This window comes from Nonomuraea sp. NPDC050153, assembly GCF_044460125.1.
GTDB lineage: Bacteria > Actinomycetota > Actinomycetes > Streptosporangiales > Streptosporangiaceae > Nonomuraea.
The window spans coordinates 104547-119993 of record NZ_JBITJQ010000011.1 but is presented as its reverse complement, the minus strand read 5'-3'; the positions used below and the strand labels follow the sequence as shown (position 1 = coordinate 119993).

Annotated in this window: 12 protein-coding genes and 3 pseudogenes; 11 read left to right on the top strand and 4 right to left on the bottom strand. The window is 72.2% G+C overall.

Going from position 1 to position 15447, the window contains the following annotated elements:
• Window positions 1-11: 11 nt before the first annotated feature.
• The 3 genes from ACIBQ1_RS26885 to ACIBQ1_RS26875 all read right to left on the bottom strand — a co-directional run bounded on the left by ACIBQ1_RS26885 (window position 12) and on the right by ACIBQ1_RS26875 (window position 2472).
• Entirely contained in the window at window positions 12-125 is a 114-nt protein-coding gene (locus tag ACIBQ1_RS26885; RefSeq protein ID WP_397282003.1) for a hypothetical protein, read from the bottom strand.
• A 386-nt stretch (window positions 126-511) separates the two neighbouring features.
• Window positions 512-1198 (bottom strand): TIGR00266 family protein, encoded by a 687-nt coding sequence (locus ACIBQ1_RS26880; protein ID WP_397281693.1) that lies wholly within the window; start codon window positions 1196-1198, stop codon window positions 512-514.
• A gap of 326 nt (window positions 1199-1524) precedes the next feature.
• Complete coding sequence (locus ACIBQ1_RS26875; protein ID WP_397281691.1) at window positions 1525-2472, bottom strand: NADP-dependent oxidoreductase; 948 nt, start codon at window positions 2470-2472, stop codon at window positions 1525-1527.
• Between the two features lie 122 nt (window positions 2473-2594).
• On the opposite strand from ACIBQ1_RS26875, the gene ACIBQ1_RS26870 reads away from it, so the two are divergent.
• The 11 genes and pseudogenes from ACIBQ1_RS26870 to ACIBQ1_RS26820 all read left to right on the top strand — a co-directional run bounded on the left by ACIBQ1_RS26870 (window position 2595) and on the right by ACIBQ1_RS26820 (window position 14951).
• Window positions 2595-3308, top strand: a complete 714-nt coding sequence (locus tag ACIBQ1_RS26870; RefSeq protein WP_397281688.1) for a TetR/AcrR family transcriptional regulator — start codon at window positions 2595-2597, stop codon at window positions 3306-3308.
• Window positions 3309-3470: 162 nt separating this feature from the next.
• Complete coding sequence (locus ACIBQ1_RS26865; protein WP_397281686.1) at window positions 3471-4496, top strand: cellulose binding domain-containing protein; 1026 nt, start codon at window positions 3471-3473, stop codon at window positions 4494-4496.
• 154 nt (window positions 4497-4650) lie between these two features.
• Window positions 4651-5475, top strand: coding sequence for a PaaX family transcriptional regulator C-terminal domain-containing protein (locus ACIBQ1_RS26860; RefSeq protein WP_397281683.1), 825 nt, complete (start codon window positions 4651-4653; stop codon window positions 5473-5475).
• 168 nt (window positions 5476-5643) lie between these two features.
• A complete protein-coding gene (locus ACIBQ1_RS26855; protein ID WP_397281681.1) occupies window positions 5644-6996 on the top strand; it encodes an MFS transporter in 1353 nt (450 codons plus the stop codon).
• Between the two features lie 70 nt (window positions 6997-7066).
• Complete coding sequence (locus ACIBQ1_RS26850; RefSeq protein ID WP_397281679.1) at window positions 7067-8617, top strand: FAD-dependent monooxygenase; 1551 nt, start codon at window positions 7067-7069, stop codon at window positions 8615-8617.
• A gap of 120 nt (window positions 8618-8737) precedes the next feature.
• Entirely contained in the window at window positions 8738-10873 is a 2136-nt protein-coding gene (locus ACIBQ1_RS26845) for an acetate--CoA ligase family protein (RefSeq protein ID WP_397281677.1), read from the top strand.
• On the top strand, window positions 10854-12542 hold the full coding sequence (locus ACIBQ1_RS26840) for a (2,3-dihydroxybenzoyl)adenylate synthase (protein ID WP_397281675.1): 1689 nt from the start codon (window positions 10854-10856) through the stop codon (window positions 12540-12542). Before ACIBQ1_RS26845 ends, ACIBQ1_RS26840 begins: the two co-directional genes overlap by 20 nt.
• Window positions 12543-12602: 60 nt before the next feature.
• Window positions 12603-12746: a hypothetical protein gene (locus ACIBQ1_RS26835; RefSeq protein WP_397281674.1), complete on the top strand. Its 144-nt coding sequence runs from the start codon at window positions 12603-12605 to the stop codon at window positions 12744-12746.
• Window positions 12747-12914: 168 nt separating this feature from the next.
• Window positions 12915-13851, top strand: a pseudogene (locus ACIBQ1_RS26830) (alpha/beta fold hydrolase).
• An 86-nt stretch (window positions 13852-13937) separates the two neighbouring features.
• On the top strand, window positions 13938-14288 hold the full coding sequence (locus ACIBQ1_RS26825) for a sensor histidine kinase (protein WP_397281672.1): 351 nt from the start codon (window positions 13938-13940) through the stop codon (window positions 14286-14288).
• Window positions 14285-14951: pseudogene (locus ACIBQ1_RS26820) on the top strand (response regulator). The gene ACIBQ1_RS26825 and the pseudogene ACIBQ1_RS26820 overlap by 4 nt, the downstream one beginning before the upstream one ends.
• Window positions 14952-15090: 139 nt before the next feature.
• Here ACIBQ1_RS26820 and ACIBQ1_RS26815 read toward each other — a convergent pair.
• Window positions 15091-15374: pseudogene (locus ACIBQ1_RS26815) on the bottom strand (IS982 family transposase); the annotation flags it as partial.
• Window positions 15375-15447: the final 73 nt, after the last annotated feature.

The following is a 15447-nucleotide window of genomic DNA, read 5'->3' as shown; positions in this document are numbered from 1 at the left end:
CTCGAACGGCGTCAGGCCGTGGCCGCCGCGCCTTCGAGCAGCGGGGTGGGGAGCTGTTTGCGTGAGGCGATGCCGAGCTTCGCGAAGACCTTGCGCAGGTGCCGTTCGACGGTGTGCGGGCTGATGAAGAGCTGAGCGCCGAATCACCGCCCGAACGGGGCGAACCCTTCCGCACCCACCGCCGCACCACCTGCCCCTGACCACTTCGGACCCCGATCAGGAGGGGCTGATCCAGGCAACCTCGGCGCGGGCGGCGGACAGGCGGCCATCGGGTTGCGGAGCCGCTCGCTGTGAGCGTGCCGGCCGAGGCACCGCTCGACATGAGTATTCGGCCCGAGATGCCGCTCGTCGTGGGCGTGCGGGCCGAGGCGCCGCCCGCCGTAAGCATGCGGGCCGAGGCGCCGCCCGCCGTAAGCATGCGGGCCGAGATGCCGTTGCCGTACGCGGGGCCGGGCGCCTCTTGCGCCGGCACGCGGCGAGCAGGTACCCGGGCGGGCACCTGCTCGCGGGGTCAGGCGCGCTCGAAGGGGAGCACTTCCGTCAGGTGGAGGATCAAGGCCCCGGGGTTCCTGGTCTGCGTCATGATCCTTCCAGGTCCGGTGAACTCGAAGACCAGGCCCTCGCCGGACTTGAGCGACTGGACCGTCTTGCCTTCGACCGCCCGGCGCAGCTTGCTCTTGACCGTCTCGTCGTAGGCGACCAGGTGGCCCGAGTCCACCACGATCTGCTGCCCGTCCGCCAGCTCGATCACGTCCATCGCGCCGTAGCAGCCGAGCACGACGGCGCCGTCGCCCTGCGCCTTGATGAGGAAGCCGCCCTCGCTGCCGATGAGGTTGGACATGCCACCCCACTTGGTGACGATCTCCACGCCCTCACTGGACGCGATCCACGATCCCCTGGTCAGCAGGAGCGCGGTGCTGCTTCGTACCTCGGCGGGCTGGACATCGCCTGGCAGGTGATGCGCCACGTCCACCCAACCGCCACCGTCCGGAGCGGTGTAGCGAGTGGTGAACAGCGACTCCCCGCCCAGCGCCGAACGCGCCAGCCCGCGCAGCAGGCCGCCCTCCATCTTGGCCTGGAGCTGAACCCCCGCGCTCGTCGCGAACATCGCGCCCGCCTCGACGCGCAGCGTCTCCCCGCCCTCCAGATGGCAGCGCGCGACCGCGAACGAACCAGGGTGCCGGATCTCGGTTTTCATGCGTCCCTCCCTCTCGATCGTCTTGCTTCGGAGCGACTTTGCCGGACAGGCCGTACACAACTCGTTGACAACCCGCAGCCGTGCCCGCCGGGACCGCGATCAACGTGCGCGTGGCCGGCGGCCGGACGCCTCGACGACGGCCGCCAGCCGCTGCGAACGGCTGGGGCATGGCCGCGCGGCTCAGGATTGGAGGACTGGGAACGGCGAGGTCAGGGCCGCCCGACTCCGGGTTCGAGGGCTGCGATGCGCGGGGCGCCGTCGGCAAAACCGTCAAACGCGGCCGCACCCTCGCGGCACTGCAACAATCCGGACGACCAAGAACAAGCTCAGGCGTCGAACGTGATGACGATCTTGCCCCGGGCCTTCCCGGCGGCGAGGGTGGCCAGGCCGTCGGCGGCCTGTTCCAGCGGCAGCACGGTGTGCACGTCGATGGCCAGGCTGCCGGCGGCGGCCTGCTCGGCGAGCGGCGCGGTGGTCTCGCGGACCGGCTGGGCGAACACGGTCGTGCCGGTGAGTCCGGCGGCGGCCAGGGCGTCGGCGTCCGGGGCCATGGTGGTCGTGGCGACCTTGCCGTCCTTGCGGACCGCGTCCAGCGGGACCTCGGCAGAGGTGTGCCCGACGAGGTTGACCAGCGCGTCGACGCCGTCACGGTAGGCGTCCTTGACCTGTTCGGCGACGGATCCGATGGTGTAGTCCACGACGGTGGCCGCGCCGAGCGCGGTGAGCCTCTCGGCGTCGGCGGCCGTGCCGGTGGCCACGACGGTCGCGCCGCGGGCGGCCAGCAGCTGGACCGCGTACAGTCCGACACCGCCGGTGGCGCCGTTGACCAGCACGACCTCGCCCGGCTGCGGGTCGACGTAGTCGACGGCCGCCGCGGCGGCGGCCGCGGCCAGGGGCAGCGCGGCGGCCGTGACGAAGTCCAGCGCGGCCGGCTTGACCGCCACGGTGGCGGCGGGCAGCAGCGCGTACTCGGCCAGGGTGCCGACCTGGACCGGCGGGGCCAGCAACACGTGGCCGAACACCTCCTGCCCCGGCTCGACGTGGTCGACGCCTTCGCCGACCGCCTCCACGACGCCGGCGGCGTCGCGACCCAGGACCAAGGGGTACTCGTGCGGCATCATGGCGGCCGTCATCCCGGAGGCGATGGCGTTGTCGAGCGGGTTCAGCCCCGCCGCCCGCACCTTGATCAGAACGTGGCCGGGCGCCACCTCCGGCGTGGGCAGATCGCCGATCGTGGGCCGCTCACCGGCGGCGGGGACGTGTAGTGCACGCATGACGGTTCTCCAGAACAGGAAAGGGGGCAGGACCGTACGCCACCCGCAGATAAGTGGCGCACCTGCGTCACTTAGACTAGCAGCCGTCTGACCTCGTCATTCCGGCACATTAGGATCACGCCATGGGAGATTCCGGACTGCGCGCGGACGCCGAGCTGAACCGGCAGCGGATCCTGGCGGCCGCGCGCGAGCTCTTCGCGAGCGAGGGCACCGAGGTGTCGATGCGCCAGATCGCGCTGCGGGCAGGCGTCGGCGAGCCCACGTTGCGCCGCCGGTTCCCGTCGAAGAGCGCGCTGCTGGCCGAGACCTTCCAGGACCGGGTCGCCGCGTACGCCGACCTCGCCGAGACGGCGCTGGACGACCCCGATCCCTGGCACGGCTTCGCGACGTTCGTCGAACGCATGGCGGGCATGCAACTCGCCGACCGGGGCTTCGCCGAGGTGCTCACCATGAGCTTCCCTGCCTCTCTCCGGTTCGCCAAGGAGCGCCGTCGCGGATACGAAGCCATCCAGCGGGTCATCGGGCGCGCGCAGCAGGCCGGTCGGCTGCGGGACGATTTCGTGGCCGAGGATCTGATCATGCTGCTCATGGCCCACGCGGGCGTGGTCGCGGCGGGCGGCGACCAGGCGGGCCGATTCTCGGCCAGGCTGCTCGCCTACCTCCTGCACGCCGCCAGGGCCAGCGCGGAGGCGGAGCCGCTGCCGGTCCCGCCGTCCCCTGCCGAGGCGTACGGGGCGCTGCTCCGGCTGCGCCGCGCGAACGCTCCGGGACCGGCCGCGCTCCGCGATCAGGGAAGAGCGCCGCGGCGACGGACGATCGGCGAGGAAGCGCATTGACGTATGCGCACGGGACGGGGTTCGCTCCACATGCACTCGAAACCGCACGCCAGAAGGAGCCGGCGGACCGGGAGCGCAGCCTTTGCCAACGCTCACAGGACTCGGACCACGGCCGATCTCCCGCTCGTCGCGGAGAAGGGAACGGAGACATCCATGGTGCGGATGATGCGTTTGCTGAGCGGCCTGGTCGCCGCGCTGGCGCTGGTCGCGGCCACGGTCTACGTCACGCGTGCGGCCGGCGCGGAGTCGAACGGCGGCGTACGGGTGATGCCGCTCGGCGACTCGATCACCGACGGGTTCGCCGTGCCGGGGGGCTATCGCATCGACCTGTGGCAGAAGCTCGTGGCCGCCGGCTATCGGGTCGACTTCGTCGGGTCCCTGTTCAACGGGCCGTCGAGCTTGGGTGACCACGACCACGAAGGCCACTCCGGATGGCGCATCGACCAGATCGACGCCAACATCGTGACCTGGCTGCGCACGTACCGGCCGCGCACGATCCTGCTGCACATCGGCACCAACGACATCTACCAGAACCCGAACGGCGCCTCCTCCAGGCTGGCTATGCTCATCGACCGCATCACCGGCAACGCGCCCGACGCCGAGGTGTTCGTGGCCACGATCATCCCCCTCAACGGCGCCGACCCGACCGTCAGGGCCTACAACTCGGCGATCCCCGGCATCGTGCAGTCCAGGGCCGCGGCCGGCCGCCGCGTCCACCTGGTCGACATGTACAGCGCCCTGACCACCGCGGACCTGGCGGACGGCGTCCACCCCAACGCCGGCGGCTACGGCAAGATGGCGAACGTCTGGTACAACGCCCTGCGTTCGGTGCCCGGCAGCCTGGAGGGCGCGCCCACGCCGACTCCGACGCCTCCTGGGCAGGACGGCGCCTGCGGCGCGACCTATCGGACGGTCAACACCTGGAGCGGCGGCTTCCAGGCGGAGGTGACCGTACGCAACAGCGGGTCGACCTCGCTGAACGGGTGGACGGTGCGCATGACCCTGGCCGCGGGGCAGGCCGTCACCAACCTGTGGGGCGGCGTGGCCACCGGCGCCGGCGGCGCGATCAGCGTTCGCAACGCCTCCTACAACGGCAGCCTCGCGGCCGCCGGCACCACGACGTTCGGGTACGTCGCCACCGGCAACGGCGCCACCGCGCCCACAGGTATCGGCTGTTCCAGCCCCTGAGCACACATCAAGATATCGACGACGTCCGTCATGAATTTAAAACAATTTCTCGGCTGAGAGCGTCTTGATTAGTGGTTTGACCAGCGCCATAGAGAATCATGATGCGTGCTAGCCTGTTTCACGTTCTGGGCTGCGATGAGCGGAGGCGGGTCGGGTGAAGCCGCGGTCGATCGTGTTCGATCTCTATGGCGACTACTTGCGCTACGACGGCGGCGCGGCCCCCTTGCAGACCCTCACCGATCTGCTGGCCGGTTTCGACATCCCGGAGGCGACGACCCGCGTGGTGATGGCGCGGCTGCGCAAGGAAGGGTGGTTCGACACCGAGAAGCAGGGCCGGACCACCCTCTACCGCCTCACCGACCAGAGCTGGCGCCTGCTCGACGAGGGGCGCAGGCGCATCTTCCAGCGCGAGCGCGAGCCGTGGGACCGGCAGTGGCGCGTCGCCATCTACCACGTTCCCGAGACCGACCGCACCGCCCGGGAGCGCGTCCGCAAGAAGCTGAGATGGCTGGGCTTCGGGCCGCTGGCGCCGTCCACGTGGATCTCTCCCCACGACCGCCTGCAGGAGGTCGCCGAGGAGCTCGCCCAGGAGCCCTCGGTCCGGCTCGACCTGCTGATCAGCCGGTCCATGGGGGCCGCCGCCGACATCGACATGGCCAACCGGTGCTGGGAGCTCAAGGAGCTGCACCTCGCCCTGCTCGCCAAGCGGGACGCCTACCGCGCGCTGCTGGCGCGCTTCTCCTCGGTGCCGCCGCGCGGGCGCGAGGCGCTGGTCGAGCGCATCCGCCTCGTGCACGACTACCGCATGCTGCCCTTCGACGACCCCGATCTGCCCCTGGAGCTGGTGCCCGCCGGCTGGGTGGGACGCGACGTGCACGATCTCTTCCTCGACCTGCACGAACGCCTCGCTCCGGAGGCAGAGGACTTCTGCGCTTCCCTGGGCGTCGGCCCGCTGAACAAGGCGGCCGCCCATGCGTGACAGAGTCGGGGCCATGGACCCTGCCCTTGTCACGCCCAAAGTAGCTGCTCCAGCCCGGTAAGCGCCAGAATTGTTTCATCTCATTGACGGTCGTCTTATTGCTGTGTAACGTCGGCGACACCTTCGGCCGTGCGCCGAACCCTCTGGTTCTCGCTCCGTGGAGTGATCATGGACGCTGTAGCGCATCCCCCGTCCATCCGCCGCAAGGGCAGCCTGCCCGTCGTCGCCATCTGTTTCGCCTCAATCGTCTTCGACGGTTACGACCTCATCGTCTACGGATCGGTCGTGCCGAACCTGCTCGCCGACAAGTCATGGCACCTGTCGCCCGCGCAGGTCGGCGCGATCGGCAGCTACGCCCTCATGGGAATGCTCATCGGCGCCCTGGTCGCGGGGGTGATCACCGACATCGTCGGCCGCCGGAAGATCGTGATCGCCAGCGTCACCTGGTTCTCGCTCGCCATGATCCTCTGCGCCCTCGCACCGTCCCCTGAGCTGCTGGGCCTGTTCCGCTTCGTGGCCGGGCTCGGGCTCGGCGGCGTCGTCCCCACCGCCATCGCGCTCACCGTCGAATACGCCCCGAAAGAACGGCGCAACCTCTACAACGCCCTGATGTACTCGGGCTACTCCGTCGGCGGCATCCTGGCGGCGGTGCTGGCGCTGACGCTGCTGGCGGAGCACGGATGGCGGCTGATGTTCTGGATCGGCGCCGCGCCGCTGGTCCTGGTCCTGCCGCTGGCCATCCGATACCTGCCCGAATCGGCGAACTTCCTGCTGGCCAGGGGACGCCGCGCCGAGGCCGAAGCGCTGGCCGCCCGATACGGGCTCGTCCTCGACGAGATCGCCGCGGGCGAGGCCGGCGCCGAGCAGGAGCCCGCGACGCGTACGCGCTCGATCGCCGTGCTCTTCCGGCGCGAGAACCTGGCGGCCACGGCGCTGTTCGGCGCGGCCAGCTTCTGCGGCCTGCTGCTGGTCTACGGCCTCAACACCTGGCTGCCGCAGATCATGCGCGCGGCGGGCTACCCGCTCGGCTCCTCGCTCCAGTTCCTGCTGGCCCTGAACCTGGGCGCCATCGTCGGCACCATCATGGTGTCCTTCCTGGCCGACCGCGTCGGCTCGAAGATCGTGACCGTCGGCGCCTTCCTCGCCGCGACCCTGTGCCTGTATCTCCTGAGCCTGCGCCTCGGCACGGGCGTGCTCATGGCGTGCGTCGCCGTGGCCGGGCTCGGCAGCGTCGGCACCCAGATCCTCGTCAACGGCTACGTCGCCACGCACTTCCCCGCGTCCGTACGGGCGACGGCGCTGGGCTGGTCCCTGGGAGTCGGCCGGCTGGGCGCCATCCTCGGCCCGCTCCTGGGCGGCTGGATCCTGGGGTCCGGCCTCGGCGTGGAGTGGAACTTCTACGCCTTCGTGCTGCCCGCCCTGCTGGGCGCGGTCTTCATCGCCGCGGTGCCGGGGATGCGCGCCGGCCGGGCCGCCGCCGGCCTCGCCCGGCGCGAGACGGTCGGGGGGACCACCGCATGACCACTCCGCACCCGGAGATCACTGCGGAGGAGCAGGCGGGCCACCGCGACACCAGGGCCAGGGGGAACTGATGCGCATCGCTGTCGCGGGAGGCGGCCCGGGCGGGCTGTTCTTCGCCACCATGATCAGGCGGCTCGTGCCGTCGGCCGAGGTCACCGTGTTCGAACGAAACCGGGCCGACGACACCTTCGGCTTCGGGGTCGTCTTCTCCGACCGGACCCTGGCCGGCATCCACGAGGCCGACCCGGTGCTGCGCCAGGCGCTGGACGAGCACGGCCGCCACTGGGACGACATCGAGGTCAGGCTCAAGGGCGAGCGCGTCCGCTGCGGCGGGAACGGCATGGCCGCCATCGTCCGGCGCACCCTGCTCCTGCTGCTGCAGGAGCGCGCCAGCGACGTCGGCGCCGATCTGCGGTTCGCCACCGAGGCACGGCTCGACGACCTGGCGGGGTACGACCTCGTCGTCGCCGCCGATGGAACCGGCTCGCGGATCCGCGACCTGCTCGACTGCGGCAGCGAGGTGGAGAGCGCCACCGCCAAGTTCATCTGGTTCGGCACGGACTACCTCTTCGACGGGCTGACGTTCGTGCACGAGCGCGGCCCGGACGGCGTCTTCGCCGTGCACGGCTACCCGATCTCGGCCGAGGCGTCGACGTTCATCGTGGAGACCGACGAGGCGTCCTGGCGACGGGCGGGGCTGGACGCGTTCGACGTCACGCAGCCGCCCGGCCCCAGCGACCTCGCCTCCAAGGCGTACCTGGAGAAGCTGTTCGCCGACCAGATCGACGGGAAGCGGCTGCTCACCAACAACTCACGATGGGGAAATTTCCGGACTCGCCGTACTAAACGGTGGCATACCCTGACGCCGCAGCCGGTCGTGTTGCTGGGTGACGCCGCACACACGGCGCACTTCTCGGTCGGTTCCGGCACGAAGATGGCGATGGAGGACGCGGTGGCGCTCGCTCGCGCGCTCGCCGAGCACGGCGACGACCTGCCGGGCGCGCTCGCGGCCTACGAGGAGGCCGCGCAGCCGTCCGTACGGCAGGTGCAGGACGCCGCCCGGCCGAGCCTGTCCTGGTGGGAGCACTTCGGCCGCTACTACGACGCCTTCGAGCCGTGGCAGTTCGCCTACCACTTCCTGTCGCGCAGCATCACCGACGCCCGCCTGGCCCGCCGCGCCCCGGAGTTCGTCGAGGCCAGTCGCGGCAGGTGGGCCGCGGCGCACGGCGCCGAGCCGCTGGACACCCCGTTCGAGAGCGGCGGATGGCAGGTCGGGAGCCGGCTCGTCCAGATCACCGCGGATGCCGGCGCCACGCCCACGGCGGCCGGCGACCTCCCGCTCTCGGCCACCCCGCTGTCGGGACCGTGGGGTGCGCTGCTGCACGCGCCGGACACCGAGGCCGGGCTCCCCGACGCCGTCGCCCGCCTGGCCGGCCTTCCGGGGTCCGCGGTGCTGGTCGCGGTGGCCGGCGGCACGCCGCTGACGCGCATCTTGCTCTGCGAACAGGCACGCCTGCACCATCGGCTCCCCGCGCTGACGATCGAACCGGCCCTCGACCGCGACCGCGCCCACACCCTGGTGCTGTCCGGCCGCGCCGACCTCGTGGGGGTTCCCGCGTGAGCACCACCACCGCGATCTCAGGGAAGCCGAAAGCCACCGACCTCGTGGGGGTTCCCGCGTGAGCACCACCACCACGATCTCAGGGAAGCCGAAAGCCACCGACCTCGTGGGAGTCGCCGCGTGACCGCCACCGCCACCACCACGGGGATCTCGGGGAAGCTGAAAGCGCTGTTCGCACCGCGCGGCATCGCCGTCGTCGGGGCGTCCCGCCATCCGCACAAGCTGGGCGCCACGCTCGCCCGCTCGCTGTCCGGGTTCGCCGCCGCCGGGGGCCGGCTCGCGCTGGTCAACGGCCGCGACGACACCATGTACGCCTCCGTCGCCCAAGCCGCCGCCGACGGCCCCGTCGACCTCGCGATGATCTGCGTGCCCGCCCCCGCCTGCGCCGACGCCCTGGCGGCTGCGGCAGCCGCGGGAGCCCGCGCCGCCGTGATCCACGCCGGCGGGTTCGCCGAGACGGGCGAGGCCGGAGCCGCCTGGCAGCGACGTCTGGCCGGCGTCGTCGCGGAGACGGGCATCCGGGTGCTGGGCCCGAACACGAGCGGCTTCCTGGCCCCCCACGCCGGCCTCACCGCCACCTTCGTCCCCGGCGCCGCACAGGTCCGGCCCGGCAGGGTGGCCGTCGTCGCGGCCAGCGGCGGCGTCAACCACGCCCTGGCGTTCCTGCTGGCCGAGGCCGGGCACGGCATCAGCCTGGCCGTGGGCCTGGGCAACGCCGTCGACGTCGGCGCCCCCGACGTCCTGGACCATCTCGCCGACGACCCCGCCACCGGGGCCGTGGCGCTGCACATCGAGTCGGTCACCGACGGCCCCCGTCTGGTCGCCGCCGTGCGCCGGCTCACCGCGCGCCGCCCGGTCGCCGCCCTCGTGGTCGGCCGCAACGACGTCGGCGCCTTCGCCGCCTCGCACACCGGCGCGCTGGCGACGTCGTGGCGCCTGACCCGTGCCGCCCTCGCCCAGGCCGGCGCGGTGCTGGTCGACGACGAGCGCGAACTGGTGGACGCCGTCGGCGCCCTCGCCGTCGCCCGCCTGTCCCCTCGGGCGAGCGCGGGAGTGGGCGTCGTGACCGCGCAGGCCGGCCCCGGCCTGCTGCTCCTGGACGACCTGCGCGGCCGCCGGGCCCACGTCCCCGAGCTGTCCGCCGCCACCCGGGACACCCTGGCGGAGCTGCTGCCGCCGCTGACCTACCAGCGCAACCCGGTCGACACCGGCCGCCCCGGCCCCGGGCTGGGGCGCGTCCTGGCCACGGTCGCCGCCGACCCGGGCGTGGACGTGATCGCCGCGTACACGCTGCACGAGCCCGACGCCGTCGACATCGTCGCCGCCGTGCGGCAGGGCCGGACCTCTGAGGTGCCGATGGTGCTGGGCCTGGCCGGGACCGGCGAGGAGGTCGCCCGGGGGCGGCAGGCCCTGCTGGAGGCGGGTGTCGCAGTCGCGGCCGACCCGCGCGGTGTCGCCACGGCCACCGCCGCCCTCCTGGCCGACGCCCGCGCCCGCGCCGCCCAACCCCGCCGGCCGGCAGTACTGGACGACCTTGACGCCGGCGATGGCGGCCCTCGTGGAGATGCGCGTGGCGCCGGCCCCGGTTCCCCCGAAGGCGTCGCAGGCCCGCACGACGAGCATCAGGCCAAGGAACTGCTCGGCCGGATCAGCGTGGCGAGCATGCCGCGCCGCGCCTGCCGGGACCGGGCCGCGGCCCGCGCGGCGTTCGCCGAGCTCGGCGGGCCCGTCGCGGTCAAGCTGCTCGACGCCGAGGTCCTGCACAAGACAGAGCTCGGCGGCGTGCACCTGAACATCGCCAGCCCGGACGAGCTGGAGGCGGCGCTCGACCGGCTGGATGCCGCCGGCGCCCGCCGCTACCTGATCGAGAAGATGGCGCCACCCGGGGTCGACCTCATCGTCGGCGCCCGCCGCGACCCCGTCTTCGGCCCGATCGTGCTCGCCGGTCTGGGCGGCACGGTGGCCGAGGCGCTGGCGGACGTCGCCATCCGGCTCGCCCCGCTCAGCCTCGCCCAGGCCGCCTCCATGCCCGCCGAACTGGCCGGGCGGGCCCTGCTCGCCGGGTGGCGCGGCGGCCCCGTACTGGACGTGGACGAGCTGAGCCGGATCGTGGTCGCCCTCGGCGGCCTGCTGGCCGCCAACCCCCTGCTCGACGAGATCGAGATCAACCCGCTGAGACTCACCGCCGACGGTCTCGTCGCACTCGACGCCGTGATCATCCCCAGGGAGGCCGACGATGCCCAGCCCCATCTCTGACCACGTCGTACCCTGGCCCGACGCCGAGGCGCGACGTTACGCCGCCGAAGGCTATTGGGCCGGAGTCCCGCTCGGGCACCTGCTGCGCGAGGTCGCCGGCCGGACCCCCGGCGCGCCCGCCCTGATCGACCCCGTGGCCGGGCTCCGCCTCACCCACGCCGAGCTGGCCGAGCGCGCCGACGCGGCCGCCGTACGGCTGCTGGAGCTGGGCATCGGCCGCGGTGACCGCATCGTGGTGCAGCTCGGCAACGGCTGGGAGTTCGTCGTCCTCACCCTGGCGTGCCTGCGGGCCGGGATCGTGCCGGTCATGGCCCTGCCCGGGCACCGGCGCGCCGAGCTGGGCTACCTGGCCACCCACGCCGAGGCCGTCGCGATCGCCGTCCCCGACCGCATGCGCGACTTCGACCATCAGGGGCTCGGGCACGAGCTGGCCGACGAGGTGCGGGCGGCCACCGGCGCGGACTGGCACGTCCTCGTCGCCGGGGACGACCTCGGCCCCGCGAGCGTCGACCTGCGCGCCCTGTGCGCGCCACCCGCCGAGCCCGAGGCCGACCGCGCCCGCCTGGACGCGAGCGGTCCCGGCAGCCGCGACGTCGCCGTCTTCCTGCTGTCCGGCGGCACGACCGGCCTGCCCAAGCTCATCGCCCGCACCCACGACGACTACGCCTACAACGCCCTGGCCAGCGCTGACATCGCCGAAATGGACGTCGGCACCGTCTACCTGGTGTCCCTGCCCGCCGGGCACAACTTCCCGCTCGCCTGCCCCGGCCTGCTCGGCGCGCTCCTCAAGGGCGGGCGGGTCGTCACCCTGCCGTCGCCGGAGCCCGCCCGCGCCTTCGCCACGATCGCCGCCGAGGGCGTCACGCACACGGCGGCGGTCCCCGCCATCGCCCTGCGCTGGCTGGAGCACGCGGCCGAGCACGGCGCCGATGCCCTCCGTACGCTGCGGGTCCTGCAGGTCGGCGGCGCCCGCATCGCCGACGAGCCGGCCCGCAAGGTCAAGCCCACGCTCGGGGCGACCCTGCAGCAGGTGTTCGGGATGGCGGAGGGCCTGCTCAACTACACCCGCCTCGACGATCCCGACGACATGATCTGCACCACCCAGGGCCGTCCGCTGTCGCCGGCCGACGAGGTGCGCCTGGTGGACGAGCTCGACAACGACGTCCCCGAGGGCGAACCCGGCCTGCTGCTCACCCGCGGCCCCTACACCCCGCGCGGCTACTACAAGGCCGCCGAGCAGAACGCCCGTGCCTTCAGCGCCGACGGCTGGTACCGCTCCGGCGACATCTGCCGCCGCACCCCCGAGGGCAACCTGATCGTCGAGGGCCGCGACAAGGACATGATCAACCGCGGCGGCGAGAAGATCTCCGCCGAGGAGGTCGAGAACCTCATCTACCAGCTCCCGGCGGTCGGCCAGGTCGCCGCCGTGGCCATGCCCGACAGCGTGCTCGGCGAACGCGTCTGCGTGTACGTCGTGCCCCGCCCGGGGGCGAGCATGACGCTGGAGGACATCCGCGCGTGGATGGAGGGCAGCGGCGTGGCCCGCTTCAAGATCCCCGAACACCTGGTGATCGTCGAGGAGCTCGTCTCCACCAAGGTCGGCAAGATCGACAAGAAGGCCCTGCGCGCGGACATCGCCCACCGACTGTCCGCGCAGACCGGCACCTGAACGACGGCGCCGTACGGCGGCCGGACCCGCGCCTCGACGGCGTTCCTCGACGAGGCCGAGGTGACGGTACAGCCGCGCGGCCCGCGCCCGTTGCGCCCGCTGATGCGCGTCGCAGGCATGGGCCCGAACCCGGAGTCCGCCGTCGACGCGTGGCGGCGCATCGAGACCTTCTTCGCCCGCCACCTCAAGGAAGCGGAGTCATGAGCACGCCCCGAACGGACGGCGAGCAGGGCCGCCGTACTGTTCCTGAGCGTTGTGGCCGCGACCGGGCGGAACACCCGGCCGCTCGCGAACCCCCCAGGAGCCCGCCGGCGCTTCCCGATCGCCTGGCATTGCCATATAGTGGCAATCAAGCTGGCTGCGAGGAGGGTCATGAGCGCCACGGAGACCACCACCGCCTCCTACGAGGAGCTGGAACAGGCCGTCCTCGACCACTACGGGATCGAGGCCACGCACCACCACCTCGCCCTGGAGCGCCCGGCCGTCACCGGGCACGTCCTGGAGTACGGCCGAGGCGTGCCGGCGATTCTGATGCACGGCGGCGACGGCGAGGGATGGAACTTCGCGCCGCTGATGGCGGAGATGGCCGGCGACCTGCGGATGTTCGCGATCGACCGGCCGGGCTACGGGCGCAGCGGCTACCTCGACTACAGCAAGGTGCCGGACCTGCGCGCGCACGCCGTCGACTACCTGACCTCCCTGATGGACGGGCTCGGCCTCGAGTCGGCCGTGCTGGTGGCCTCGTCGTTCAGCGGCATATTCGCGCTCCCGTTCGCGCTGGCCCATCCGGAGCGGGTGCGGGCCATCGTGATCCCGAGCTACGCGGCGGGAGTGTCGCGGTACGCGGCCTGGGGCATCCGGGTGCGGGCCACGTCTCCCCGCTTCGGACGTGGCTACACCGAGGCCGGGCGGACGCCGGAGGGGCAGGAGAATCTGCACCGCAACCTGTGGGGCATACCGCCCGGCGCCCTGCCCGGCGTCTTCTATCAGGCCCGGTCAGCCGGCTCCCAGCTCCCGGGCTGCGAGAAGAACTGGCAGTACCTGCGCAGCCGCATCATCGGCCTGCGCGGCACCCGCCCCGAAGCCTGCTACGAGGACCGAGCTGAAGCGGATCGAGCGGCCCGTGCTGGTGCTCTGGGGCGACGACGAGCGCAACGCGGTGGGCCCGTTCCGCAAGGCGACGTCGACGTTGCCTGACTGCCGTTTCGTCGTGATGCCGAACGTCGGGCACTTCCCGCACATGCAGGCGCCCGCCAGGACGGCTCGGTCGAGGCGCTGCGGCCCGAGCAGCTGGAAACGGCACGCCTGAGCGACGCACTCGCCGGCGTCGCCGACCGGTGGTCAAAGCTGCATGGGCTCGCCGTCCAGATCACGACGACCGGTACGGCGCGGCCGATGGTCCCGGAGGCCGAGTTCGCGCTGCTGCGCACGGCACAGGAGGCGTTGGCCAACGTGGCCAAGCACGCGCACGCGACCAGGGTCGGGCTGACACTGTCCTACCTGGAGCACGAGGTCGCGTTGGACGTACGTGACGACGGCAAGGGCTTCGATCCTGCGGGCCTCGAGGCCGGCACGGCCGCAAACGGCAGGTCACGGCCGCTGTCCCGCAGCGGCGGGTTCGGCCTGACCATCATGGGTCAGCGCGTCGAAGGGCTGTCCGGCACTTTGCTGATCGAGTCCGAGCCCGGCACGGGCACCGGGATCTCGGCCTGCATTCCCACCCTGCCGGCCGGGAGCCACGCATGACCGATCGCACGGCCGAGACCCCGATTCGATTGCTGATCGCGGACGACCACCCCGTGGTCAGGGACGGGCTGAGCAGCATGTTCGCCTCCGCGCCCGGATTCGAGGTGCTGGGCGAGGCCGCGGACGGCGCCACAGCCGTACGGCTCGCCCAGGAGCTCCGGCCCGACGTGATCCTGATGGACCTGCGCATGCCGCGCATGGACGGGCTGACCGCGATCACCGAGCTGACCAGGCTCGGCGTCACCGCGCGCGTGCTGGTTCTGACGACCTACGACACCGATACCCACGTCCTTCCGGCGATCGAGGCAGGTGCGACCGGCTACCTGCTCAAGGACTCCCCCCCGGGAGGATCTGCTGCGAGGTGCGCGGGCCGCCGCCAATGGCGAGAGCGTGCTGTCCCCTTCGGTGGCGGCACGGCTGATGAACCGGGTCAGGACACCCGCGCCGCAGCTGCTCAGCCAGCGTGAGCTCGAGGTCCTCGAACTCGTGGCGGCCGGGAACACCAACCGTGAGGCGGCCGCCCAGCTGTTCATCACCGAGGCCACCATCAAGTCGCACCTTCTGAACATCTACGCCAAGCTCGGCGTGGGGGACCGCGCCGCTGCCGTCACCGAGGCGTTCAACCGGGGTCTGCTCGTCCCGCGAACGCCCGAACAACCCTGACCCTCAGGGCGATCCTTCAGCCCAGGAACGCTGCGCGTAGCGAAGATCTGGTCCAGGGCGATCCAGCCCGGTCGAGCGCCACGGCTGATCACCGGCGCGCACCGCGCCGCGCTGCTGTCGGCCGGGCGCCCAGCAGCGTCTCGAAGTCCTTGTCGGCGAAGCCCTTGTCGCAGATCAGCAGGATACCGTCGTGCTCTGCCGCCACGCCCGCGTCGACTTCCAGCATCGCGGCCAGGACCTCACGCTCGCCGATCTTCGGGTCGGCCAGCGCCCGAGCGCCCACAGGATCGGCATCCCGGCCGGCGCGCACACCACGTACAGCTTCAGTCCCCAGTAGAACCGCGAATGGCTGGCGCAGTAGCCGTAGCCCACCCATCCGGCCGGGTCCGAGCGCTTGACCGTCGGGCGGGACATGCCGTCCGGTGGACCATCCATCAGCGCGTCAAAACGCAATGGGCCTACCTCGATCATTGACTGCGGCACACGGTCCTCCTAT